A 22,262-nucleotide genomic window follows, 5' to 3' on the forward strand; every position below is an offset into this window, starting at 1 on the left:
GGGTCGCGGTCAATTCTGGCCCGTTTCCGAATCGTCGAGGTGGACGTATGGCACGGCCTCCGGGCGCTTCGCCGTGACGTTGTCACCCGAGGACTGGTGGCGCAGACGCCGCAGCACCCAGGGCACGAGGTGTTCGCGTGCCCACCCGATGTCTTCGGCCCGCGCTTCGCGCCAGGTGCGCATCGGCAGCGGTTCGGGTTGCATGGCCTGCAGGTCATTGGGCACGTTCAGTGCCCGCAGCACCATGCGTGCCACCTCGTGGTGACCGAGCGCGTTCAAGTGCAGGCGGTCATCGTCGAAGAAGCGCATGTCCTGGATCGTCTTCAGCGCCCACTGGTCGGCGACGATGCAGTCGTGGCGTTCGGCGACGGCGCGCACGTTCTCGTTGTAGATCGCGACCTTGCCGCGGAACGGGCGGAACACCGGGGTGAAGCCCGTGTCGATGCCCGTGAAGAGGACGACGGCAGCACCGGTGGTCGACAGCCGGGTCACTGCGTCATCGAGCTGGGAGGCGATCTCGTCCGGATCGGTGCCCGGCCGGATCACGTCGTTGCCACCGGCGCAGATCGAGATGAGGTCGGGGCGCAGGGCGACAGCCGCGTCGATCTGGGTCTCTGCGATCTGGGCGATGAGCTTTCCGCGCACGGCCAGGTTCGCGTAGGCGAAGTCTTCCACGTCCTGGGAGAGCACCTCGGCGACACGGTCGGCCCAGCCGCGATGCGTGCCGACGGCGACGGGATCGGGGTCGCCGATGCCCTCGGTGAACGAGTCGCCGACAGCGACAAAGCGGCGCCACGGGTGGGGACCTTCGTTGGCGACGTACGGGGTGCGCGATGAGTCGCGATCGGTCATCGTCTTCTCCTTGACAGCGGCGCCGCAGGGGTCTCCTGTGCGCGGTTAGAGAGCCTACCGCGCGTTGTCAGTGAGCTGGCCTATCGTAGTGAGGATGCTCTCTCCGTCCTTCCCTCAGCGCGCCCCGTGGGGAACCGCAGACAAACTCAGGGCATGGCAGCGCGAGGCGCTCGAACGCTACTTCGCCGCCGATCAGCGCGACTTCCTCGTCGCCGCGACGCCCGGCGCCGGTAAGACGACGTTCGCGCTCACGCTGGCGGTTGAACTGCTGCGGATGGGCGAAGTCAACCGCGTGATCGTCGTCGCGCCTACCGAGCATCTCAAGACGCAGTGGGCGAATGCCGCGGCGCGCGTCAGCATCCGCCTCGATCCGCAGTTCAAGAACAGCCACTGGGCACCGTCGCGTCAGTATCACGGCGTGGTCGTCACCTACGCGCAGGTCGCTGCGCGCTCGTCGGTGCACCGCCACCTCACCGAGGACGCGAAGACCCTCGTGGTCCTCGATGAGGTGCATCACGGCGGCGACGCGCTTAGCTGGGGCGACGCGATCCGCGACGCGTACGGCCCGGCTAAGCGCCGCCTGCTGCTGTCGGGAACGCCGTTCCGCAGCGACACGGCCCCGATCCCGTTCGTCGAGTACCACCCCGACGAGTCCGGTGCGCGCATCTCGACCACCGACTATGCGTACGGGTACGGCCGCGCGCTCGAAGACGGCGTCGTGCGGCCGGTGCTGTTCCACATGTACGCCGGCAAGATGCGCTGGCGCACCAGCGCCGGTGACGAGCTCGAAGCGCATCTGGGCCAGGACAACACCAAGGACGTCACCTCGCAGGCGTGGCGCACGGCGCTCGACCCCGAGGGCGAGTGGATGCCGGCGGTGCTGTCGGCCGCCGACCGCCGGCTGAGCGAGATCCGCCATCATGTGCCGGATGCCGGTGGGCTGGTGCTCGCAACCGACCAGACGGTCGCCCGTGCCTACGCGAAGATCCTGCACCGCATCACGGGCGAGCAAGCCACCGTGGTGCTCTCGGACGACGCCTCGGCGTCGGAGCGCATCGAGCAGTTCAGCGGCAACACCCGTCGCTGGATGGTGGCGGTGCGCATGGTGTCCGAGGGCGTGGACGTGCCGCGTCTGGCGGTGGGCGTGTACGCGACGTCGTCATCGACGCCGCTGTTCTTCGCTCAGGCGATCGGTCGGTTCGTGCGCGCGCGGCGTCGCGGCGAGGCCGCCAGTGTGTTCCTGCCCAACGTTCCGGTGCTGATGACGCTGGCCAATGAGCTCGAGAAGCAGCGCGATCATGCGCTGGACCGTCAGACCAAGGACGACGACGGTCTCGAGGACTCGTTGCTGGAGAGCGCGAACCGTGAGGACGATGCCTCGGATGCCCTCACGCAGGAGTTCAGCTACCAGGCGATCTCGTCGCTGGCGCACTTCGACCGTGTGGTCTTCGACGGCAAGGAGTTCGGTCAGCTCGCTGAGCCGGGAACCCCCGAGGAGGAGGAGTTCATCGGCATCCCGGGCCTTCTCGAACCCGAGCACGTGCATGAGCTGCTGATGCAGCGCCAGGCGCGCCAGGGCCGCCTGCGTCAGGAGCGAGAGGCGGCGGCGCCGCCGGAGGCGACGACGACCCTGCCGGCGCCGCTGCACCGCACGCTGCGCGAGCAGCGTCAGTTGCTCAACAGCTTGGTCGGTCTGTACGCGCGTCAGAGCGGAGAGGCACACGGTCAGGTGCATGCCGAGCTGCGTCGGGTCTGCGGCGGGCCGGCGGTCGCGCAGGCCACGGTGACCCAGTTGCAGTCGCGCATCGACGTGCTGCGTAAGCGCGTGCGCTCCTGACCGCCCGGCCGTCACCGGCGTCGCGCTTCGGCGCTCCGAAAACCTGTCAATCCTCGTCCTGGTGCGGTTCCAGCGCCCTCTGCTCGGTAGCGTGGAGCGTTCGCTCACGACACCGGAGGATGCATGACCACCCCCGTCCAACCCACCGCCGCTGACCGCAAGCGGTGGGCTCGGTACCTTGTCGAAGAACGTGCGGAAGGCGCGGTTTACACCCGCTTGGCGGCACGGCGCACGGGGGAGGAGCGTGAGATCCTGCTCGCCCTCGCCGAGGCGGAGCGCCGTCACGAGCAGCACTGGCTCGACCTGCTCGGCGGCGAGGAGCCGACGCGCCTTCCGCGCGCCGGAGTGCGCTCTCGCATGCTGGGCTGGATGGCGGGCCGGTTCGGGTCGATCTTCGTGCTCGCACTCGCGCAGAGCGCTGAGGCGCGATCGCCCTATGACGCCGAGCAGTACGCCACTCCGGCCATGCGCGCCGATGAGAAGGTGCACCACGAAGTGGTGCGGGGTCTGGCGGCACGGGGGAGGAGGCGTCTGTCGGGCTCATTCCGCGCCGCCGTGTTCGGCGCAAACGACGGATTGGTGTCTAACCTCGCCCTCGTACTGGGAATCGGCGCGACGGGCGTCAGCTCGTCGTTCGTCCTGTTCAGCGGAATCGCGGGGCTCCTCGCCGGAGCGCTGTCGATGGGCGCAGGGGAGTTCGTCTCAGTGCGCTCGCAGCGCGAACTGCTGGCGGCGACCGAGGCGAACGACGATGCGGATGCCAATGCGGGCGACCTGGACATCGATGCCAACGAGCTCGCGTTGGTCTACCGCGCACGCGGGGTCGACGAGCTCGAAGCCCTCGCACGCGCCCAGAAGGTTGTCGCCGCGGCACGTGTCGGTGTGCGGCGCACCTTCCCGACGCCCGTCGGCGCTGCCGCACGGTACGACTCCGATGATGTGGTCGGCAGCGATTGGATGGCCGCGATCTCCAGCTTCCTGCTGTTCTCATCGGGGGCGATCATCCCGGTGCTGCCGTGGATCTTCGGCCTCAGCGGCATGACGGCGATCCTTGTCGCGCTGGCGCTGGTCGGGATCGCCCTGCTGTCGACCGGCGCGATGGTCGGCATCCTCTCGGGCGGGCCACCCCTGTCACGCGCGCTACGACAGCTCGTGATCGGATTCGGTGCTGCGGCCATCACCTACGCACTGGGACTGGCCTTCGGCGTCGGCGCGGTGTGAGCGAGGTGCGCCTGCAGATACAACAATGACCCCACCGTCGGCCACATGGTCTTCGGTGGGCCCAGGCCGCGGGCGACGAGGTCGGTGAGAGAACGGCTTTCATGGGCACGGCCTCTCGACCAAGGAAGCCGGCGGCGAAGTCCGAGGATGGCAGCCCGCGCCCGCATATCGTAAAGGCATGTCTACGCTCCAGACACATACGAGGTTCTGGCAGATTGCGCGAGTGGTTGTCGGCGCCGCAGTCCTTGTCGTGCTTGCGTACACATACTCGCTTGGGGCAGACACCGCCGAGCGAAACCCTTTCAACTACTTTGGGTACTTCACCAACCTCACGGCGCTGCTGACGGCGTCGTTGCTTGTAGTTGCTGGCACGTTTGGTGTCACGCGCTGGGCGCGACACGACGGCATTGTGGTGGCGAGAGCAGTATCGACCACGTGCATGGTGATCGTTGGCGTGATCTACAACACGCTCGTTCCGGGAACCGGTTCTGCTCCCGCCTGGGTCAGCGTCACCTTGCATCTGGCACTTCCGGCCTTCATCGTTGTCGACTGGATCGCGGGTCCGGGGCGACGCGCTCTTCCCTGGCCGCGAGTCTGGTGGGTGCTTCCGTATCCAATCGCGTGGGCAGCAGTCGTCCTCCTCCGCGGGGTGACCGATGGGTGGGTTCCATACGGCTTTCTCCTTCCTAGCCGAGGGTTGGTTTCGCTCGTCGTCCACGTGGCGGGGCTTCTCGCGGCTCTCACTGCGGTGGGTGTGCTCGTCTGGTGGACGAGCCGTCTTCCGCAGGTCATCAGCGAAGAACAGCCCGGTCTCACACCTTCGTGAACAGAGTGACGGCGACAGCCAAGTCCCCGGCAGTGGCGTAGCGCCGTGTCCTTCGCGGTGATGGTTAGGCGCTGAGCTCGAGGATGGTGTCGGTCACCCCCTCGGCTGCGGTGCCCGGGACGAGCCGGAACCCCCATAAGCCCACGTTGCTCGTGCAGACAAAAATGACCCCGATCCGGTTTCCCGGTTCGGGGTCATTTCCTGCTGTGCGCGAGGGGGGACTTGAACCCCCACGCCCTTATCGGGCACTAGCACCTCAAGCTAGCGCGTCTACCTATTCCGCCACCCGCGCAGGTGTTGGTTTTTGTCGTTGCCGACCGAAGAATGACATTAGCACGATCCCGAGGTCGGTACGAACCCGCATGACGCCCGGGCGTGGCTGAGCGTCTTCGATACTCTGGTGCCATGCCCGACTCATCCGTTCCCGAGGTCGCCCGGATCGCGCGCGACCTGATCCGCATCGACACGTCCAACTACGGCGGCGGCAAGGCCAACGGAGAGAGGGAAGCCGCCGAGTACGTCGGTGCATTCCTGAAGAGCCTGGGCCTGGAGCCGGAGTACTACGAGCCGATCCCACGGCGCACCAATGTCATGGCCCGCGTTCCCGGTCGCAATCCGGATCGGCCGGCGCTTGTCGTGCACGGCCACCTCGACGTCGTCCCGGCCGTCGCCGAGGACTGGACCGTCGATCCGTTCGCCGGCGAGATCCGCGACGGGATGCTGTGGGGCCGCGGCGCGGTCGACATGAAGAACATGGATGCCATGATCCTGGCGGCCGTCGCCGACCTGCTGCGTGCGGGGGAGCAACCCGACCGCGACCTGATCCTGGTCTTCTTCGCCGATGAGGAGAACGGTGGCGTCGAGGGGTCGGCGCTGGTCGTTCAGGACAAGCCCGAGTGGTTCGCCGGCGCGACCGAGGCGATCAGCGAGGTAGGCGGATACTCGATCACGGTTGATGACCACCGCGCGTACCTGCTGCAGGTGGGCGAGAAAGCCCTCATGTGGCTCAGGCTCGTCGCGAAGGGCCGCGCCGGGCACGGCAGTCGGTTCCACGAGGACAACGCCGTCACGCGCCTCTCAGAGGCCGTTGCAGCGATCGGACGCACCCGGTGGCCCATCCGGCTCACTCCGACGACTCAGGCCCTTCTCGAAGGGCTCAGCGAGCTCACCGGACGCCCTGTCGACGACCCCGACGCCCTCGCCGCCGCCGCGGGGCCGGCCGAGGCCTTCCTGCGGTCGACCTTCCGCACGACCGCGAACCCGACAGCGCTCAGCGCCGGCTACAAGCACAACGTCATCCCCGAGAGCGCCGAGGCACTGATCGACGTCCGTGTGATCCCCGGTACTGAGGACGACGTGCTCGCCGAACTTCAGCGCATCGTCGGTGAAGACATCGAGATCCAGACGGTCGTGCGCGATATCGGCATGGAGACGCCCTTCGCGGGCGAGTTCGTCGAGCACATGGTGGCCGCACTGGGCCGACATGACCCCGGTGTGCCCGTCATCCCGTACCTGCTCGGCGCCGGCACCGACAACAAAGCGCTGGCGGCTATCGGTATCACCGGCTATGGCTTCGCCCCCCTGCAGCTGCCCGCCGACCTCGACTTCACCGGGATGTTCCACGGTGTCGATGAGCGCGTGCCCGTAGACTCGCTTGTCTTCGGCCAGCGCGTGCTGGCCGATCTGCTGCGCGTCTGCTGATCAGCATCCGCCGCTTCTTCCGCACCATCTGAAAGCACCGCATGAACCTGCTCGAAGCGCTCATTCTCGGCATCGTGCAGGGACTCACCGAGTTCCTGCCCATCTCGTCCAGCGCGCACCTGCGCATCGTGGGTACGTTCCTGCCCTCGGGTGAGGACCCCGGCGCCGCCTTCACCGCGATCACCCAGATCGGTACCGAAGCCGCCGTCGTGGTGTTCTTCTGGCGCGACATCGTGCGGATCATCGGCCAGTGGTTCCGATCGCTCGCCGGGCGCGTGCCGCGCAATGACCCCGACGCCCGGATGGGCTGGCTGATCATCATCGGAAGCCTCCCGATCGTCGCGCTCGGACTGCTTTTCCAAGACAAGATCGAGACCGTCCTGCGATCGCTGTGGCTGGTCGCGATCATGCTGATCGCGTTCGGCATCCTGCTGGGCATCGCCGACTACGTCGGTGCGAAGAAGCGCAAGCTCAACCAGCTGACCTACCCGGACGGCGTCGCCTACGGATTCGCCCAGGCGCTCGCACTGGTGCCAGGCGTCTCACGCTCGGGCGGGACGATCACCATGGGCCTGTTCCTCGGCTACGAGCGCGCAGCCGCCGCGCGCTACGCGTTCCTGCTGGCGATCCCCGCCGTGTTCGGCAGTGGCTTCTACCAGCTGTTCAAGCACTGGGGCGACCCGAACCAGCACTTCACGCTGGGCGAGACGTTCGCCGCGACCGGCATCGCCTTCGTCGTCGCCCTCGGCGTGATCGCGTTCTTCATGAACTGGATCTCCAAGCGCAGCTTCCTGCCGTTCGTGATCTACCGGGTACTGCTCGGCATCGCCATCATCGTGATGCTGTCGACGGGCGTGATCCCCGCGATGTGACGATCAGCGCTTGTCGGGGCCATCGCCCCGACGGCGCAGGTAGCGCTCGAACGCCTGGGCGATCGCATCCCCCGAGGCGTCGGGGGAGTCCCAGGTGTCGCGGGTTCGCTCGAGCTGACGAATGTACTCGGCCATATCGTCGTCCTCGGCGGCAGCTGCGTCGATCGAGGCCTCCCAGGCGGCCGCCTCGGTGCGCAGATGCTCGCGCACGGGTCCGACGCCGGTGAGCTCCTCCAGGCGGTCGAGCAACGCGAGCGTCGCCTTCGGAGACGGCGCTGCGGATGCCACATAATGCGGCACACTCGCCCACAGGCTCGCTGTGGGGATCTCGGCGCGGGTGGCGAAATGATCGAGGACGCTGAGAATGCCCACCGGCCCCTCATAGGTGGACTTCTCCAGCCCGTGCGCCTCGCGCACCCGCTCTTCCTGGCTGGTGGCGAACACCGAGATCGGCCGGGTGTGCGGTACGTCCGACAGCATTGCCCCCAGGGTGATGAAACCGGTGATGTCGTCACGCAGGGCGACGTCGATGAACTCGTTCGCAAAGGCCTGCCAGGCGCGGGCCGGCTCCGAACCCGTCAGCAGCCACAGTTCCGGACCCTCCGTCGCGCTCGTGGGCCGCCAGAGCGACGCCTCGGGCCACACGAGCTCGCGCTGCCCGGTCGCGTCCATCCGCGTCGCGGGTCGGGTGTACTGGTAGTCGAAGTACAGTTCAGCGTCCACGGAGTGCACGCGCTGGTAGTCCGTGGACTCGCGCAGCGCCGAAATGGCACCACTGGCTGCCTCGCCGGCGTCATTCCAGCCGTCGAACGCGGCGATGATGATACGAGAGCCGAGGGCGTCCACCGAGCTCCTCTCCGTCGGCTTTGGGTATCCCTCCAGGTTAGTGGGGGCCCGCGCGGAGCGGGCTCTGACACGGCTAGCATGGTTCGGTGAGTGATAAGCCCAGCGCAGTCCTGTGGGACATGGACGGAACCCTCGTCGACACCGAGCCCTACTGGATCGCCGTCGAGACCGAACTCGTCGAGTCGTACGGCGGCACGTGGACCCCTGAAGATGGGCTGCAGTTGGTCGGCAACGCCCTGATCGACAGCGCGAAGATCCTGCGCGCGGCCGGCGTCGACATGGAGCCGGAAGCGATTGTGCAGTTGCTCACCGACCGCGTCTCGGAGCGCCTGCGTGTTCAGGGTGTCCCGTTCCGCCCCGGCGCGCGCGAGCTGCTCGCCGACCTGCGCGCTGCGGGCATCCCGACCGCCCTGGTGACGATGTCACTGCGCCGCATGGCACTCGACGTGGTGAGCCTGATCGATTTCCCGGCTTTCGACGTCGTCGTCGCCGGTGACGACGTGGAGCGCCCCAAGCCGCACCCGGATCCTTACCTCGCCGCCGCGACTCAGCTGGGCGTCGACATCGCCGACGCCGTCGTCATCGAGGACTCACCGACCGGGCTGGCCGCGGGACTGGCATCCGGCGCGACGACGCTCGGAGTTCCGCACATCGTCGCTCTCGACGACCTCGGCGCGCACGAGCTCTGGCCGACACTGGACGGACGCACCGCCGCCGACATCTCGGATCTGCGCACGCGCGTCGGAGCGGGGGTGGCACGATGACCGCCGCACGCCCCAGCGGCCCTTTCCGCGAGGGGGATCGCGTCCAGCTCACCGGCCCGAAGGGGCGGATGCACACGATCACCCTGCGCGCCGATGGCGAGCTGCACACGCATCACGGTGTGCTGTTCCACCGAGACCTGATCGGGCAACCCGACGGTTCCGTCGTCACCAACAGTTCCGGCCACGACTACCTGGCACTGCGGCCGCTGCTGCGCGACTTCGCCCTGTCGATGCCGCGCGGCGCCGCCATCGTGTACCCGAAGGACTCGGCGCAGATCGTCATGCAGGCCGACATCTTCCCCGGCGCCGTCGTCGTCGAGGCGGGCGTGGGGTCCGGAGCGCTCTCGCTCGCGCTTCTGCGCGCGATCGGGCACGACGGTGCGCTGACCTCGTTCGAGCGCCGCGAGGACTTCGCCGAGGTCGCGAAGGCGAACGTCGAGACCTTCTTCGGTGAGACGCCCGACACGTGGGACGTCGTCGTCGGCGACCTCGCAGAGGAGCTCCCCACCCGCTTCGAGCCCGGCACCGTCGATCGTGTCGTACTCGACATGCTCGCGCCCTGGGACTGCATGGACGCCGTGGCGGATGCCCTCACGCCGGGCGGCGTCGTGATCTGCTACATCGCGACCGCCACGCAGCTCTCGCGAGTGGCCGAGTACATCCGCGGAACCGGACTGTTCACAGAACCCGATGCGTCCGAGACGATGGTGCGCGGCTGGCATGTCGAGGGTCTCGCGGTCCGCCCGGACCATCGGATGGTCGCGCACACCGGCTTCCTGCTCACGGCCCGCCGCCTCGCACCGGGTGCGATCCCGCCCGAAGTGCGTCGCCGTGCCTCGAAGTCCAGCTACGGGGATGAGGACGTCGAGCTGTGGACACCGGGGGCTGTCGGCGACCGGGAGATCACCGACAAGAACCTGCGCAAGCGCGTACGCGAGGCGCAGAAGGCAGCCGCCGGCGCCAGGATCGCCGCCTCGTCGCGTGAGGTACCGCCCGCTTCGGAATAGACTGGGGCGCGTGCGTAAAACGACCGCTGCTCTCTCGGCCCTGGCCCTGTCCGCCCTTGCTCTGACCGGCTGCTCTGCGGCGCCGGGCAACGATGCCGCGGACTGCGACCGTGTCTCGTCGACCGGCCTGGCGGCGTCCGTCGAGGTCGTTGGCGCCTTCGGTACGCCGCAGGTCGCTATCGACATGCCGGTTCGCGCGTCGGAAGTGAAGTACACCGACCTCATCGTCGGTGACGGCCCCGCGATCGCCGCGTCGAACCAGAACGCCATCATGACTCGGATGCTGGTCAACGGCGACACCGGCGAACCGATCCACTCCGCGCTGAGCGTCTGGAGCCCGGACTCTGCCGCGGCAGAGTTCCCCGGCGTCGAACAGGCGCTGGAGTGCGCAACCGAGGGAAGCCGCGTCGCCGTCGCGATTCCGGCCGCCGATCTGCCCGAGGGCCTGGCACCGCAGATCGGCCTCGGCGCCGACGCCAGCCTCGTCGCCGTCTACGACATCCAGTACACGCTGCTCCCGAAGGCTGAGGGTGATGACGTGTTCAACACCACCCGCGGGATCCCCTCGGTTGTGCGTGCGCCCGACGGTCGCCCCGGCATCATCGTGCCCGGCAGCGCCGCGCCCGAGACGGTCGTCGTCGAGACCCTGATCGACGGGCGGGGCGAAGCCGTCGCGGACGGCACACCGATGTTCCACTACACGGCCGTGGACTGGGCGAACCGCTCGGTCGTCGGCAGCTCGTGGGACGGCCCCGTGATGCTGAACGCGCAGTCCCTGCCCGAAGAGGTCGCCCAGGCGATCTCCGAGGCGACGATCGGTTCACAGGTGATGGTGATCGTGCCGGACGAGACCGGCGACGCGGTGACCTACGTCGTCGACATCCTGGGTGTGATCCCCGAGGAGCTGGCACAGGGATGACCGTCACGATCCCCGCGGAGGAGCGTCTGACGAATCTCGTCGTGGCGCTGATGGCCACGGGGATCGGCCTGACCAAGCAACAGATCCTCGACAGCGTCTCCGGCTACCGTCAGCGCGCAGAAGCCGGCGCCAAGCCCGACGCGCTCGAGAAGATGTTCGAGCGCGACAAGGACGAGCTGCGCGCCCTGGGTATCCCGATCGAGACCATCGGCGACCCGACCGACCCGCATGATCTGCGCGAAGCCCGCTACCGCATTCCGCAGGCCGATTACGATCTGCCTGCCGACATCGAGTTCACGGATGCGGAACTCGCCGTGCTTCGTCTGGCGGGCAGCGTCTGGAGTGCAGAGTCCGTCTCGGTCGACGCGCAGGCGGGTGTGCGAAAGATCCGCGCGCTGGGTATCGACGGCGACGAACCGATCATCGGCTTCGCCCCGCGCATCGCGGCGCGCGATGCTGCGTTCCCCAAGCTGCAGGAGGGCATCGAGCGCAGTCGAGTCGTCGTCTTCGAGTACCTCAAGCCCGGCGACGTCGCGGCCAGCACGCGGCGAATCCGACCGTTGGCGCTGGTCGAGTACGAGGCGCGCTGGCACGTGTTCGGCATCGATCTGGATGCCGCCGCCGATCGGACGTTCCTGCTGAGCAGAATCGTCAGCGATGTGAAGGTCACAGGCCAGACGTTCGACGCGTCCCTGCGCATCGGGGCGGGGGAGCGCGCGCTGTCGGGACTCGCAGCGGTCGCCGCGGCACAGAGCGCCCTGCTCGAGGTGACCCCGGGCACCGAGGCGGCACTGCGACTCGGGCGCCGTTCCACGGCCGCCGCACAGGGCATCCGCGTGCCCTACGTCGACCGACACGTCTTCGCCGACGAACTCGCCGCCTACGGGCCAGAAGTGCGCGTCGTCGAACCTGCCGACCTGCGCGATGCTGTGATCGACCGCCTCCGGGCGATCAGTCGCGTGCACTCCGACGGAGGTGACTGACGATGACAACCCGTGCACCGTTGCTCGCAGCGGATCGTGTGCGACTGTATCTGACGCTCGTGCCATACCTCCTCGAACGTGGCCAGGTCACCCTCGACGAGGCCGCAGCCGACTTCGGCGTGACGCCCGTGCAGATGCGACAGATGGTCGAGAAGCTGACGGTGATCGGCCTGCCCGGTGATTCCGGATTCTGGCAACCGCCGCAGGAGATGTTCGACATCGACTGGGACCTGCTCGACGAGCACGGCGTCATCGAGATCACCAACGACGTCGCGCTACGGCGTGTTCCGCGCTTCACCGCGCGTGAGGCCGCGGCCCTGCTCGCCGGCCTCCAGATGGTCGCGGCCGTTCCCGCGGTCGCAGACTCGGGCCTGGTCTCGGGACTGATGACCAAGCTGTCCCGAGGATCCGCGGACGCGCCGCCTGACCTGGTGGTCGCCCCGGTCGAGGTCAGCGCCGTGCAGCACGTCGTCTCGCGTGCGCTCCACGAAGGCGTCGCCGTGTCGTTCCGCTATCACGCGCCGGATGCCGAACCGACGGTGCGTACCGTTGACCCGATGCAGATCCTGCTGACGTACGGGCAGTGGTATCTGCAGGGCTGGTGCCATCTGCGCCAGGCGATGCGCACGTTCCACCTCGATCGTGTGAGTGATCCCGAACTCACCGACATCGCCATCACGCACACCGACGCCGCCGCACCGCTCGATTTCGGCGCGGGAACGCAGGCGGGGCCCGTCACCGTGCGTCTGCCGGAGCGGCTCGTCCCCATGCTCGGCGCCTTCTCGCACGATGAAGTCGCACGCTCCGCAGGCCTGGTGACGCTGCGGTTCCACATGGCCGATCCGCGGGGAATCAAGCGGATCGCGGCACGATTCGGTGGCGCCGTCGAGGTGCTCGACCCACCCCCGGCGCGAGCAGCGACGCAGGAATGGGCATCCGCCGGACTCGCGTTGTACGTCGTCCCCAGCACCGATTCGTGACGATAGACTGAACCAACCTTGACCCATCCAGAGGAGACATCCATGGGCAATCTCTTCGCAGGACCACACCTGTGGATCATTCTGATCATCATCCTTCTTCTCTTCGGCGCGGCGAAGCTGCCGGCGCTGGCGAAGAGCCTCGGCCAGTCCGCTCGTGTCTTCAAGGGCGAAATGAAGGCGATGAAGGAGGACGACGCAGACGCGACGACCACCGACGCCGCCGCCGACGCGACGGCAACGGGCACTTCGGCTCCGGCAAAGCCATCCGCGGAGCGTCCTGCTGATCAGGACACACCGCCTCGCGCTTCCTAGGCCGTGACTGAACTGAACGTCGAAGCGCAGCCCGAGGACGGGAAGCGCGATCGGCGCATGTCGCTCGGCGAGCATCTGCGCGAGGCTCGCAAGCGACTGATCATCGCGGTGATCGGCCTCGCGGCCGGTATGGTGATCGCATTCATCGTCACCGACCCGATCATCAACTTCCTGACCGAGCCGATCCGCATCATCGATGAAGAGCGCGGCGGCGACTTCGCGGAGTTGATGTTCACGGGCATCGCTTCTGGATTCAACCTGCGAATCCGCATGGCTCTGTCGATCGGTCTGTTGTTGTCGGCGCCGGTCTGGCTGTGGCAGATCTGGGCGTTCATCATGCCGGGGCTCACCAAGAAAGAGATCCGGTACACGCTCGCGTTCGTCGGCGCGGCGATACCGCTGTTCTTCACCGGTGGGTACGTCGCCGTGCTGGTGGCACCGCACGTGATCGAAGTGATGTCGAACTTCGTTCCCGAGATCGGCGTGAACTTCTTCGATTCCGACTACTACTACGACTTCATCCTGAAGTTCGTTCTGGTGATCGGTGTCTCGTTCGTGCTGCCGGTGTTCATGGTGGCGTTGAACCTCGCCGGTGTGATGTCCGGTGCGGCGATGCTGAAGGGGTGGCGGGTTGCGATCCTTGTCGCCTCGCTGTTCGCGGCGATCGCGACGCCCGCGGCCGACATCGGTTCGATGCTGCTGCTGGCCGGCATTCTCGTGGTGCTCTACTTCGCCGCGGCCCTGTTGTCGCTGCTGTTCGACCGCCGCAAGAAGAAGCGCGAGATCGCCGCAGGTCTTGACCCGGACGCCCCGGCAGCATGACATCACCCTCTGAGCGCTACGCGGCAGCCCGATCGGCCGTGGAGCACCCGCAGACACAGGCGTTCTCGGCCCAGCAGCGCTTCGACCTGGACCCGTTCCAGGTCGAAGCCTGTCAGGCCCTCGAGCGCGGGCGCAGTGTGCTGGTCGCAGCCCCCACCGGTGCGGGCAAGACGATCGTCGGCGAGTTCGCGATCCACATGGCGATGCAGACCGCGAACGACAAGGCGTTCTACACCACCCCGATGAAGGCGCTGTCGAATCAGAAGTTCCGTGAGCTGGTCGATGTGTACGGCGCGGACCAGGTCGGTCTGCTCACCGGCGACACCAACATCAACGGCAACGCGCGCATCGTCGTGATGACTACCGAAGTGCTGCGCAACATGCTGTATGCCGACTCCGACGCCCTGCGCGGGCTGCGCTATGTCGTCATGGACGAGGTTCACTACCTCGCCGACCGGTTCCGCGGTCCTGTGTGGGAAGAGGTGATCCTGCACCTTCCGCAGGATGTGCGACTGATCTCTCTCAGCGCCACGGTGTCGAACGCCGAGGAGTTCGGTGACTGGCTTGACACGGTCCGCGGTGACACAGATGTCATCGTCTCCGAGATCCGCCCGGTACCGCTGGAGCAGCACGTGCTGGTGCGCGATGACCTGCTGCCGTTGTTCGACGACCGCGCCGGTGTCGCCACTGCACAGGTCAATCAGGAGTTGTCACGCCTGCGCTCTTCTTCCGGTCCGCGACATGAGAGCAATCGTCGGGCGCAGGAGTACCGCAGCAACCGCCACGCCGGCCGTCACGCTCAGCGTCCGCCGCGCGGTGGAAAGCGTCCGAACAGGGGTGCCGACGAGCGCCGCATCGAGCGCATGGATCGTCCCGACGTGGTCCGCCTGCTCGAACGGTCGAACCTCTTGCCGGCGATCTTCTTCATCTTCAGCCGCGTCGGGTGCGATGCTGCCGTGCAGCAGATCAGACGCGCCGGAGTGCGACTGACCACAGCGGAGGAACGGGCCGAGATCAAGGCGATCGTCGACGACCGCACACGCTCCTTGCAGGACGAGGACCTCGATGTGCTCGGATTCTGGGAGTGGCGCGACAATCTGGAGCGGGGTGTCGCCGCCCACCATGCCGGCCTCCTGCCCGCTTTCAAGGAAGTCGTCGAAGAACTGTTCCAGCGAAAGCTCGTGAAGGCCGTCTTCGCCACCGAGACGCTCGCGCTGGGAATCAACATGCCCGCTCGCACCGTCGTCCTCGAGAAGATGGAGAAGTTCAACGGCGAGGCGCGGGTCGCGATTACCTCAGGGGAGTACACCCAGCTCACGGGGCGCGCCGGCCGCCGCGGCATCGATGTGGAGGGCCACGCGGTCGTGCAATGGACCGCGGGCATGGACCCGCAGGCGGTCGCCGCGCTGGCTTCGCGGCGCACCTATCCGCTGAGCTCCAGCTTCCGCCCCACCTACAACATGGCCGTCAACCTGATCGACCGGTTCGGTCGGGAGCGGGCGCGCGAGATCCTCGAGTCGTCGTTCGCGCAGTTCCAGGCGGACCGCGCCGTGGTGGGCCTGGCACGCAAGGTCAAGGACGCCGAGGAATCCCTGCAGGGCTACCGCACCGCGATGAAGTGCGAGCACGGGGACTTTCCCGACTACGCGGCGATCCGCCGCGAGCTGAGCGACCTCGAGAAGAAGAACCGCAAGGACGCGGCGGCGCCCCGAGCCGTCCGCGAGAAGCGGATGAAGAAGATCCAGGGTCTGCGGACGCGCATGCAGCGCCACTCCTGCCACGGATGCCCCGATCGGGAAGCCCATGCGAGGTGGGCAGAGCGGTACTACTCCCTCAAGCGCGAGACCGATCGCACACGCCGGCAGATCGAGACCCGCACCGGCACCGTTGCCCGCACTTTCGACCGCGTCATCGATGTGCTGCAGGTGGTCGGCTATCTCGAAGGTGAGGGCGATGACCTCGCTCTCACTGAGGCCGGCCGCACGATGCGTCGCATCTACGGAGAGCGCGATCTGCTTGTCGCAGAGGCGCTGCGGAACAACCTGTGGCGCAACCTCGATGCACCGTCGCTGGCGGCCATGGCGAGCTGCCTGGTGTACGAACCCCGCCGCGACGAACAGAACCTCGGCGAGCGTGGTCTGCCCCGCGGGGCGTTCCGCATCGCCTACGACCAGACGATGCGGTTGTGGGTCGAGCTCGATGAGCTGGAGCACGACTACGGCCTGCCGCGCACCGAGCCGCTGGCTCCTGGACTCGCTGCGGCGATGCACAATTGGACGCGAGGCGGTTCTCTCGATCGGGTGCTGGTCGATGCCGATATGGCTGCGGGTGACTTCGTGCGCTGGTCGAAGCAGACGATCGACCTGCTCGATCAACTCTCGATCGTCGCCGAGGACGACCAGCTCGCCCGTACTGCACGGCGTGCACTCGATGGTGTGCGTCGCGGCGTCGTCGCATACTCGGCGGTGTGACCCGGATGCCGGCATCCGCCACCGCGGCTCCTGTGCGCCCGCTCGTGCCCCTGTGGCTCGCCGTACCGATGGCCGCGGCCGCAGGTGCGCTGATGAACTTCGCCTTCCCCGCAGTGGCGGCATGGCCCTTGGCTCTCGTCGCACTTGCCCTGCTGCTGCCCGCCCTGATCGGCCGGCGTTTCGGCGGCGCGCTGCTGGTGGCCGCGGTCTACGGACTCGTGCTGTTCGCCCTGCTCGTGTCGTGGACCGCCCGCTATCTGGGCCCGATTCCGTGGGTGGCACTGTTCGTGCTCGAGGCCGCACTGACGGCGATCGCGCTGGTGCCCATCACGCTGGCGTACCGGTGGCTTCCACGCGCCTGGCCGCGGAGCAGGTCCGTGGTGCTGCCACTCACCGTCGCAGCGCTCTGGACGGTGCACGAGCTCTTTCTCGGCAACTGGCCGTACGGCGGCTTTCCCTGGGCACGGCTGGGCATGACCCAGTCGGAAGGACCGTTCGCCCCGGTCGCCTCGTGGGTGGGGGTGAGCGGCCTGACCTTCCTGATGGTCGCGGCGGTAGCCCTGCTGATCGAGGTCGTACGAATGCGCACGTGGCGGCATCCGTTGCGCCTGATCGCCCCGGCGCTGACGGTGCTCGTTCTCGTGTTCACGCCACTGTTCCCGACGACGCCGTCCGGAGCGATGAGCATCGCCGCGGTGCAGGGCAACGGTGCGACCGGGTACTTCGACGATCGCGAACCCTACGGTGTGATCACGGCGCAGACCGAGGCGATGGATGCGTTGCGCGGTGAGGATATCGACCTCGTCGTCTGGCCAGAGGGCGGGGTCGACTACGACCCGTTCCAGGATCCCGCGACAGCACGGCGGCTCACCCGGCTGGTGAACGTCTTCGACGCGCCATTGCTCGCCAACACCGCGACGCAACGCGGCGAGGAGTACTTCAACACGTCGTTCCTGTGGACCGACGAGGGCACCGCGACGCAGAGTCACGACAAGCGCCACCCGGTGCCGTTCGGCGAGTACGTGCCGGACCGTGACTTCTACTACGCCATCGCTCCCGACCTCATCGGCCTGATCGGCAGGGAGTACACCCCGGGCGTCAACCCGCCGTTCGTCGACGTCGACGGCGTGCGCGTGGGGCTGGCCATTTGCTTCGACGTGATCTACGACGAGGTCATCCGCGAGAGTGTGACCGCCGGTGCCGAAGTGCTCGTGTTCCAGACCAACAACGCCGACTTCCGTGGCACCGACGAGAATCTGCAGCAGCTCGCCTTCGCGCGCATGCGCGCGATCGAGACGGGGCGCAGCGTCGTCAACGTCTCTACGGTGGGCACGAGTCAGATCATTCGTCCGGACGGCTCGACCGTCTCGTCGCTGGACGCAGATGAGGCCGGAGCGTTGCTCGAGGATGTCGAGCTACGCTCCGGCCTCACGGCGGGTGTCATGCTGGGCCCCTGGATTCAGCTGGTGCTGCTGGTCTCAGGCTGCGTCACGCTGATCATCGCCGGCGTGCGCGCCCGGCGCGAGTGATTCAGCGCCGGTGCGTCATGCGCCGATGCGCTCGTGCGACGGGTCGTCACCGTCGCCACGACGTGCCCGCACGTAGGCGAGCCGGTCTGCGAGGAGCTCTTCGAGCTCGTCGCGGGTGCGACGCTCGAGAAGCATGTCCCAGTGCGTGCGGGCCGCCTTCTCATCGGCCTCTTCGAGCTTGACCGATGCGCCGTCGACCTGCAGCACCGCTTCCGCGCCGCACGCGCGGCACTCCCAGGTCTGCGGAGACTCCGCATCCGCGGCGAACATCAGCGTGGTCTCCTGACCGCACGACTCGCACTTGTACGTCGTGGCGCGACGTTCCATGAAAACGACGCCCTCTTCGCTCTGAAGGCTCTGCGCACCCAATCGGATGCCGCGAAGGCTGCGATCTGCCATTGTGTGGTCCTCTCGTCGCTGTTAGGTATAGCGCGCGCGCCTGTGCGCTTCATCCATGGTCGCGAGTTCTGCGCAGAAGACTCAGGATATTCTCAGGTTAAGGACGACGTTTTGGGTGTATCAGGGTCGACCGAGCGTATCCAGCGCGAGATCCGCACGATCGGTCACGATTCCATCGACGCCCGCATCGACGAGGCGTTGCATCTCGGCGGGATCGTTGACGGTCCACACATGCACTTCGACCCCCAGCGCGTGCGCCGCCCGCACGAGCGAGGGCGTCAGGATGCGCACGCCGGCATGACGTTCGGGGATCTGCACGGCGTCGACGCCGAGCAGTGCGCGAGCGGGGGAGAGGCGGGCTCCGGAGAGTGCGCGCAACGCCGCGATGACGCGCTTACCGCCGGAGGTCGCCGGTGGCATCTCGGCGCCCGCGCGTCGAACGGAGTCCAGCGCCGCCGCGCGGTTGCGGTCTGAGAAGCTCGTCAACAGGACGCGGTGCGCGTGCGGAGCGATCTGCGCGCCGATCGGTTCGGCTACGGCGGCAACCTTCACATCGATGTTGAAGCGCGAGCGCGGAAAGGCCTCGAGAGCTTCGGTGACCGTCAGCAGCCCGCCGTGGTCGGCGAAGAGCTCGACGAGCTCGGCGGTGCGCACCGAAGCAATCGGCCGAGGGTCCCCGGCAATGCGCTGCAGCGTGCTGTCGTGGAACAGTACGACGTCGCCGTCAGCGGTGACTTGGCAGTCGGTCTCGATGTAGCGCGCTCCGGCAGCATCCGCCGCCGCGAATGCTGCCGCTGTGTTCTCCCAGATCGCGGGATCCTGCCCGGGGGCGGACGCCAGACCGCGGTGCGCGAAGACCCTCGGACCGTCGATTCCCCGGAAGTACGGGTGCGTCACGCGTCACGCTGTGAGTCGGAGCCTGGGCGGGGCGTGAACGCGCTACCGATGCCCTTGAGCGCCTCGGTGAGCTCGCTCGGGATGATCCAGAGCTTGCTGGACTCGCTCTCGCTGATCTTCGGAAGCATCTGCAGGTACTGGTACGCGAGCAGCTTGTCGTCGGGACGGCCCTGGTGAATCGCTGTGAAGACGTTCTGGATCGCTTCGGCCTCACCTTGCGCTCGGAGCACAGCAGCCTGCTTGTCGCCCTCGGCCTTTAGGATCGCGGCCTGACGCTGACCCTCGGCTTCGAGGATCTGCGACTGCTTCGACCCCTCGGCCGTCAGGATCGCAGCGCGACGGTCACGCTCGGCACGCATCTGCTTCTCCATCGAGTCCTGGATCGAGACGGGCGGGTCGATCGCCTTCAGCTCGACCCGCGAGACGCGGATGCCCCACTTGCCGGTCGCCTCGTCGAGCACGACCCGCAATTGGCCGTTGATCTCGTCACGGCTGGTGAGCGCCTCTTCGAGGTTGAGTCCGCCGACGACGTTGCGCAACGTCGTGGTCGTGAGCTGCTCGACGGCGCCGAGGTAGTTCGCGATCTCGTAGGTAGCGGCGCGGGCGTCGGTCACCTGAAAGTAGACCACCGTGTCGATCGAGACGACGAGGTTGTCTTCGGTGATCACCGGCTGCGGGGGAAATGACACCACCTGTTCGCGCATGTCGATCAACGGGCGCAGCCGGTCGATGAACGGAACCAGAAGGTTGAGGCCCGGCGTGAGTGTCTTGTGATAGCGACCGAGCCGCTCGACGACGCCGGCTGTCGCCTGGGGGATGATCCGGATCGCCCGCGCCAGGGTGACGAGGACGAAGATGATGACGGCGATCGCCAGCACCCAGGCGATCGCGGCGGGGATGATCGAGCTGTCCATCAGAAGTCCTCTTCCGTGACGGGGTGGACGATCGCGGTCGCGCCGTCGATCTCGGTGACAGCGATGCGGCTGCCTTGACTGATCGGAGTACCGTCGAAGCTCCGGGCGGTCCAGGTGTCACCGTTGCCGAGCTTGACCTGTCCCGACCCTTGGGTGATGTCGGTGAGTGCGACGCCACGCTGGTCGAGCAACGCGTCGAGGTTCGTCGGTGTCGGATCCTCATCCCGGCTGAGACGATGCAGCAACGGTGGCCGCAAGAAGAACACGAAGGCTGCGGCCGCGGCGCCGGCAATGATGACCTGCGCCCAGATCGGCACCCCGACCAAGTCGGTGACCAGGCCCACGGCGCCGCCGAACGATAGCATCAGGAAGGTGAGATCGAGCGTGAGCATTTCGATCACCAGGAAGAGGGCGATCAGCACGATCCAGCCGATCCACGCCCACTCGTCGATGACCGTGATGAATGTCGTGAAGCCGTCCATGGGCCCTCCTGCGCTCAACTTACCACGCGTAGGGAACGCTCGGCCCGGCCCGCGACGCTGTAGGCTGGGACGTCGCTGAACGTGCGAATTCCGCGCCCCCGAGGAGTAGTTATGTCCCAGGTTCTTCCCGCCGGATCTCTCGACGGCAAGGTGGCGTTGGTCACCGGTTCGTCGCGAGGTATCGGCGCCGACACGATCCGCTACTTCGCCGAGGCCGGCGCAGATGTCGTGATCAACTTCCGTAACAAGGCGCCGCGCGCTGAGAAGCTCGCGAACGAGCTGCGTGCGCTGGGACGCCGGGCTCTGGTCGTGGGCGCCGATCTGACCGACCCCGCGTCGGTCTCTGCGATGTTCGACCAGGTGCGCGATGAGTTCGGGCGTCTTGACATCCTGGTGCTCAACGCATCGGGCGGCATGGAATCCGGCATGGCCGAGGACTACGCGCTCAAGCTCAACCGCGACGCGCAGGTGGGTGTGCTGAAGGCAGCCGAGCCGCTGCTGGGTGACGGCGCCCGCGTGGTGTTCGTCACCAGCCACCAGGCGCACTTCATCCGTACGACCCCGACGATGCCCGAGTATGAGCCGGTCGCCAAGTCGAAGCGCGCCGGTGAAGACGCCCTTCGTGAGCTGATCCCGGGGTTGGCTGAGAAGGGCATCGGGTTCACGGTGGTCTCCGGCGACATGATCGAGGGAACCATCACGGCCACGCTGCTCGAGCGCGCGAACCCGGGTGCCATCGCCGGGCGACGCGAGTCTGCCGGCAAGCTCTACAACGTGTCCGAGTTTGCTGCGGAGGTCGCGCAGGCGGCCATCGACGCGGTTCCGGCAGACAACACACGACTCATCGGTGACACTTCGGACTTCATCGCCGAGTGACCCTATAGCGGTGGTCGGCCTCGACCGTCGCACAAACGAGAGAAGGCGACCCGATTGCTCGGGTCGCCTTCTCTCGTTGTGCGGGGACGGTCAGACGGCCAGGGCCTCGACGTCCTTCTTCATCGTGATCGCGCGGATGATCTGGATGAGTCCCAGCGCCACGAGCGAGGCGCCGAGCACGATCCACAGCAGGGCGGCCGCGTACAGCGGCGACAGGATGACGACGATACCGGCGATGATGCTGAGCAGCGAGTACAGCAGCGTCCAGACCTTGGTGGTCTTCTGCCCCATGATGCTCAAGGCGACGACGCCGTCGACGATCCAGCTGATGCCGATGAAGATGGCGACGACGATCGCCAGGGTGACCTTCGCCGCGCCGAGGTTGGCGAAGGCGATGATTCCTGCCGCGAGATACAGCAGACCCAGCAGGATGTGCCCGACACGGGCCCAGCCGCCACCCTTGCCTGAGAAGATGCCGAGCCCGATGTAGACGAGGCCCCCGACGATGAGGTAGGACGCGAAGATACCGGTGACGATCACCGCGGTCTTGCTCGGCCAGGCGAGCAGAACGATGCCGGCGATCAGTGCGATCGCACCGGACACGGCGAGGAACGTGCGAACGGACTTCATGAAGCTCTTCGCTTCAGTGAGTGCATCGGTCATGGGGAACCTTTCCTTGAGTCTCCTATGAAGGTGATGTTCCTCAGCGTAGCGGGGTGCCGGCGCCGGCACACGACTTTCTCGCCCATGGA

Annotated in this window: 22 protein-coding genes and 1 tRNA gene; 15 read left to right on the top strand and 8 right to left on the bottom strand. The window is 67.1% G+C overall.

Going from position 1 to position 22,262, the window contains the following annotated elements:
- Nucleotides 1–9: 9 nt before the first annotated feature.
- Complete coding sequence (locus tag PTQ19_RS07390) at nucleotides 10–852, bottom strand: SGNH/GDSL hydrolase family protein (RefSeq protein ID WP_274368996.1); 843 nt, start codon at nucleotides 850–852, stop codon at nucleotides 10–12.
- A gap of 94 nt (nucleotides 853–946) precedes the next feature.
- Here PTQ19_RS07390 and PTQ19_RS07395 point away from each other — a divergent pair, with 94 nt between their 5' ends.
- The 3 genes from PTQ19_RS07395 to PTQ19_RS07405 all read left to right on the top strand — a co-directional run bounded on the left by PTQ19_RS07395 (nucleotide 947) and on the right by PTQ19_RS07405 (nucleotide 4,736).
- Nucleotides 947–2,689 (top strand): DEAD/DEAH box helicase, encoded by a 1,743-nt coding sequence (locus PTQ19_RS07395; RefSeq protein WP_274368997.1) that lies wholly within the window; start codon nucleotides 947–949, stop codon nucleotides 2,687–2,689.
- A gap of 123 nt (nucleotides 2,690–2,812) precedes the next feature.
- Entirely contained in the window at nucleotides 2,813–3,910 is a 1,098-nt protein-coding gene (locus PTQ19_RS07400; protein ID WP_274368998.1) for a VIT1/CCC1 transporter family protein, read from the top strand.
- Between the two features lie 178 nt (nucleotides 3,911–4,088).
- Complete coding sequence (locus PTQ19_RS07405; RefSeq protein WP_274368999.1) at nucleotides 4,089–4,736, top strand: Pr6Pr family membrane protein; 648 nt, start codon at nucleotides 4,089–4,091, stop codon at nucleotides 4,734–4,736.
- Nucleotides 4,737–4,943: 207 nt separating this feature from the next.
- Here PTQ19_RS07405 and PTQ19_RS07410 read toward each other — a convergent pair.
- Nucleotides 4,944–5,028 (bottom strand) — tRNA-Leu (locus PTQ19_RS07410).
- A 113-nt stretch (nucleotides 5,029–5,141) separates the two neighbouring features.
- Between PTQ19_RS07410 and PTQ19_RS07415 the strand changes: the two genes are divergently transcribed.
- A complete protein-coding gene (locus PTQ19_RS07415; protein WP_274369000.1) occupies nucleotides 5,142–6,437 on the top strand; it encodes a M20/M25/M40 family metallo-hydrolase in 1,296 nt (431 codons plus the stop codon).
- A gap of 41 nt (nucleotides 6,438–6,478) precedes the next feature.
- A complete protein-coding gene (locus PTQ19_RS07420) occupies nucleotides 6,479–7,309 on the top strand; it encodes an undecaprenyl-diphosphate phosphatase (RefSeq protein WP_179410862.1) in 831 nt (276 codons plus the stop codon).
- A 3-nt stretch (nucleotides 7,310–7,312) separates the two neighbouring features.
- Here the strand turns inward: PTQ19_RS07420 and PTQ19_RS07425 are convergent, their stop codons facing one another.
- Complete coding sequence (locus PTQ19_RS07425) at nucleotides 7,313–8,155, bottom strand: PAC2 family protein (RefSeq protein WP_222446121.1); 843 nt, start codon at nucleotides 8,153–8,155, stop codon at nucleotides 7,313–7,315.
- Nucleotides 8,156–8,274: 119 nt separating this feature from the next.
- Between PTQ19_RS07425 and PTQ19_RS07430 the strand changes: the two genes are divergently transcribed.
- The 9 genes from PTQ19_RS07430 to lnt are packed head-to-tail and all read left to right on the top strand — an operon-like array spanning nucleotide 8,275 to nucleotide 17,942.
- Entirely contained in the window at nucleotides 8,275–8,919 is a 645-nt protein-coding gene (locus PTQ19_RS07430; RefSeq protein WP_274369051.1) for an HAD family hydrolase, read from the top strand.
- Nucleotides 8,916–9,926, top strand: a complete 1,011-nt coding sequence (locus tag PTQ19_RS07435) for a tRNA (adenine-N1)-methyltransferase (RefSeq protein WP_206820542.1) — start codon at nucleotides 8,916–8,918, stop codon at nucleotides 9,924–9,926. The genes PTQ19_RS07430 and PTQ19_RS07435 overlap by 4 nt, the downstream gene beginning before the upstream one ends.
- A gap of 10 nt (nucleotides 9,927–9,936) precedes the next feature.
- A complete protein-coding gene (locus tag PTQ19_RS07440) occupies nucleotides 9,937–10,845 on the top strand; it encodes a hypothetical protein (RefSeq protein ID WP_274369001.1) in 909 nt (302 codons plus the stop codon).
- On the top strand, nucleotides 10,842–11,828 hold the full coding sequence (locus PTQ19_RS07445; protein WP_274369002.1) for a helix-turn-helix transcriptional regulator: 987 nt from the start codon (nucleotides 10,842–10,844) through the stop codon (nucleotides 11,826–11,828). Before PTQ19_RS07440 ends, PTQ19_RS07445 begins: the two co-directional genes overlap by 4 nt.
- A gap of 2 nt (nucleotides 11,829–11,830) precedes the next feature.
- The gene (locus PTQ19_RS07450) at nucleotides 11,831–12,808 is read left to right on the top strand and encodes a helix-turn-helix transcriptional regulator (protein ID WP_274369003.1); all 978 of its coding nucleotides are present in this window, start codon (nucleotides 11,831–11,833) and stop codon (nucleotides 12,806–12,808) included.
- Between the two features lie 42 nt (nucleotides 12,809–12,850).
- Entirely contained in the window at nucleotides 12,851–13,120 is a 270-nt protein-coding gene (gene tatA / locus PTQ19_RS07455) for a Sec-independent protein translocase subunit TatA (protein ID WP_274369004.1), read from the top strand.
- A 57-nt stretch (nucleotides 13,121–13,177) separates the two neighbouring features.
- Nucleotides 13,178–13,942 carry a twin-arginine translocase subunit TatC gene (tatC, locus tag PTQ19_RS07460; RefSeq protein ID WP_274369052.1) on the top strand — a complete coding sequence of 255 codons (765 nt, stop codon included), beginning with the start codon at nucleotides 13,178–13,180 and terminating at the stop codon, nucleotides 13,940–13,942.
- Nucleotides 13,939–16,413 carry a DEAD/DEAH box helicase gene (locus PTQ19_RS07465; RefSeq protein WP_274369005.1) on the top strand — a complete coding sequence of 825 codons (2,475 nt, stop codon included), beginning with the start codon at nucleotides 13,939–13,941 and terminating at the stop codon, nucleotides 16,411–16,413. Before tatC ends, PTQ19_RS07465 begins: the two co-directional genes overlap by 4 nt.
- 5 nt (nucleotides 16,414–16,418) lie before the next feature.
- Complete coding sequence (gene lnt, locus PTQ19_RS07470) at nucleotides 16,419–17,942, top strand: apolipoprotein N-acyltransferase (RefSeq protein WP_274369053.1); 1,524 nt, start codon at nucleotides 16,419–16,421, stop codon at nucleotides 17,940–17,942.
- A gap of 15 nt (nucleotides 17,943–17,957) precedes the next feature.
- Here lnt and PTQ19_RS07475 read toward each other — a convergent pair whose 3' ends face one another.
- The 4 genes from PTQ19_RS07475 to PTQ19_RS07490 form a co-directional block, all read right to left on the bottom strand.
- On the bottom strand, nucleotides 17,958–18,341 hold the full coding sequence (locus tag PTQ19_RS07475; protein ID WP_179410854.1) for an RNA polymerase-binding protein RbpA: 384 nt from the start codon (nucleotides 18,339–18,341) through the stop codon (nucleotides 17,958–17,960).
- A 120-nt stretch (nucleotides 18,342–18,461) separates the two neighbouring features.
- Entirely contained in the window at nucleotides 18,462–19,238 is a 777-nt protein-coding gene (locus PTQ19_RS07480; protein WP_274369006.1) for a glycerophosphodiester phosphodiesterase family protein, read from the bottom strand.
- Nucleotides 19,235–20,152, bottom strand: coding sequence for an SPFH domain-containing protein (locus PTQ19_RS07485; RefSeq protein WP_179410852.1), 918 nt, complete (start codon nucleotides 20,150–20,152; stop codon nucleotides 19,235–19,237). The genes PTQ19_RS07480 and PTQ19_RS07485 overlap by 4 nt, the downstream gene beginning before the upstream one ends.
- Nucleotides 20,152–20,634 (bottom strand): NfeD family protein, encoded by a 483-nt coding sequence (locus PTQ19_RS07490; RefSeq protein ID WP_179410851.1) that lies wholly within the window; start codon nucleotides 20,632–20,634, stop codon nucleotides 20,152–20,154. The genes PTQ19_RS07485 and PTQ19_RS07490 overlap by 1 nt, the downstream gene beginning before the upstream one ends.
- A 111-nt stretch (nucleotides 20,635–20,745) precedes the next feature.
- Here PTQ19_RS07490 and PTQ19_RS07495 point away from each other — a divergent pair, with 111 nt between their 5' ends.
- Entirely contained in the window at nucleotides 20,746–21,510 is a 765-nt protein-coding gene (locus tag PTQ19_RS07495) for an SDR family oxidoreductase (protein WP_222446114.1), read from the top strand.
- A 90-nt stretch (nucleotides 21,511–21,600) separates the two neighbouring features.
- Here PTQ19_RS07495 and PTQ19_RS07500 read toward each other — a convergent pair whose 3' ends face one another.
- Complete coding sequence (locus tag PTQ19_RS07500) at nucleotides 21,601–22,173, bottom strand: HdeD family acid-resistance protein (RefSeq protein ID WP_206549886.1); 573 nt, start codon at nucleotides 22,171–22,173, stop codon at nucleotides 21,601–21,603.
- Between the last annotated feature and the right edge of the window lie 89 nt (nucleotides 22,174–22,262).

The sequence above is a fragment of the Microbacterium esteraromaticum genome, assembly GCF_028747645.1.
GTDB lineage: Bacteria > Actinomycetota > Actinomycetes > Actinomycetales > Microbacteriaceae > Microbacterium > Microbacterium esteraromaticum_C.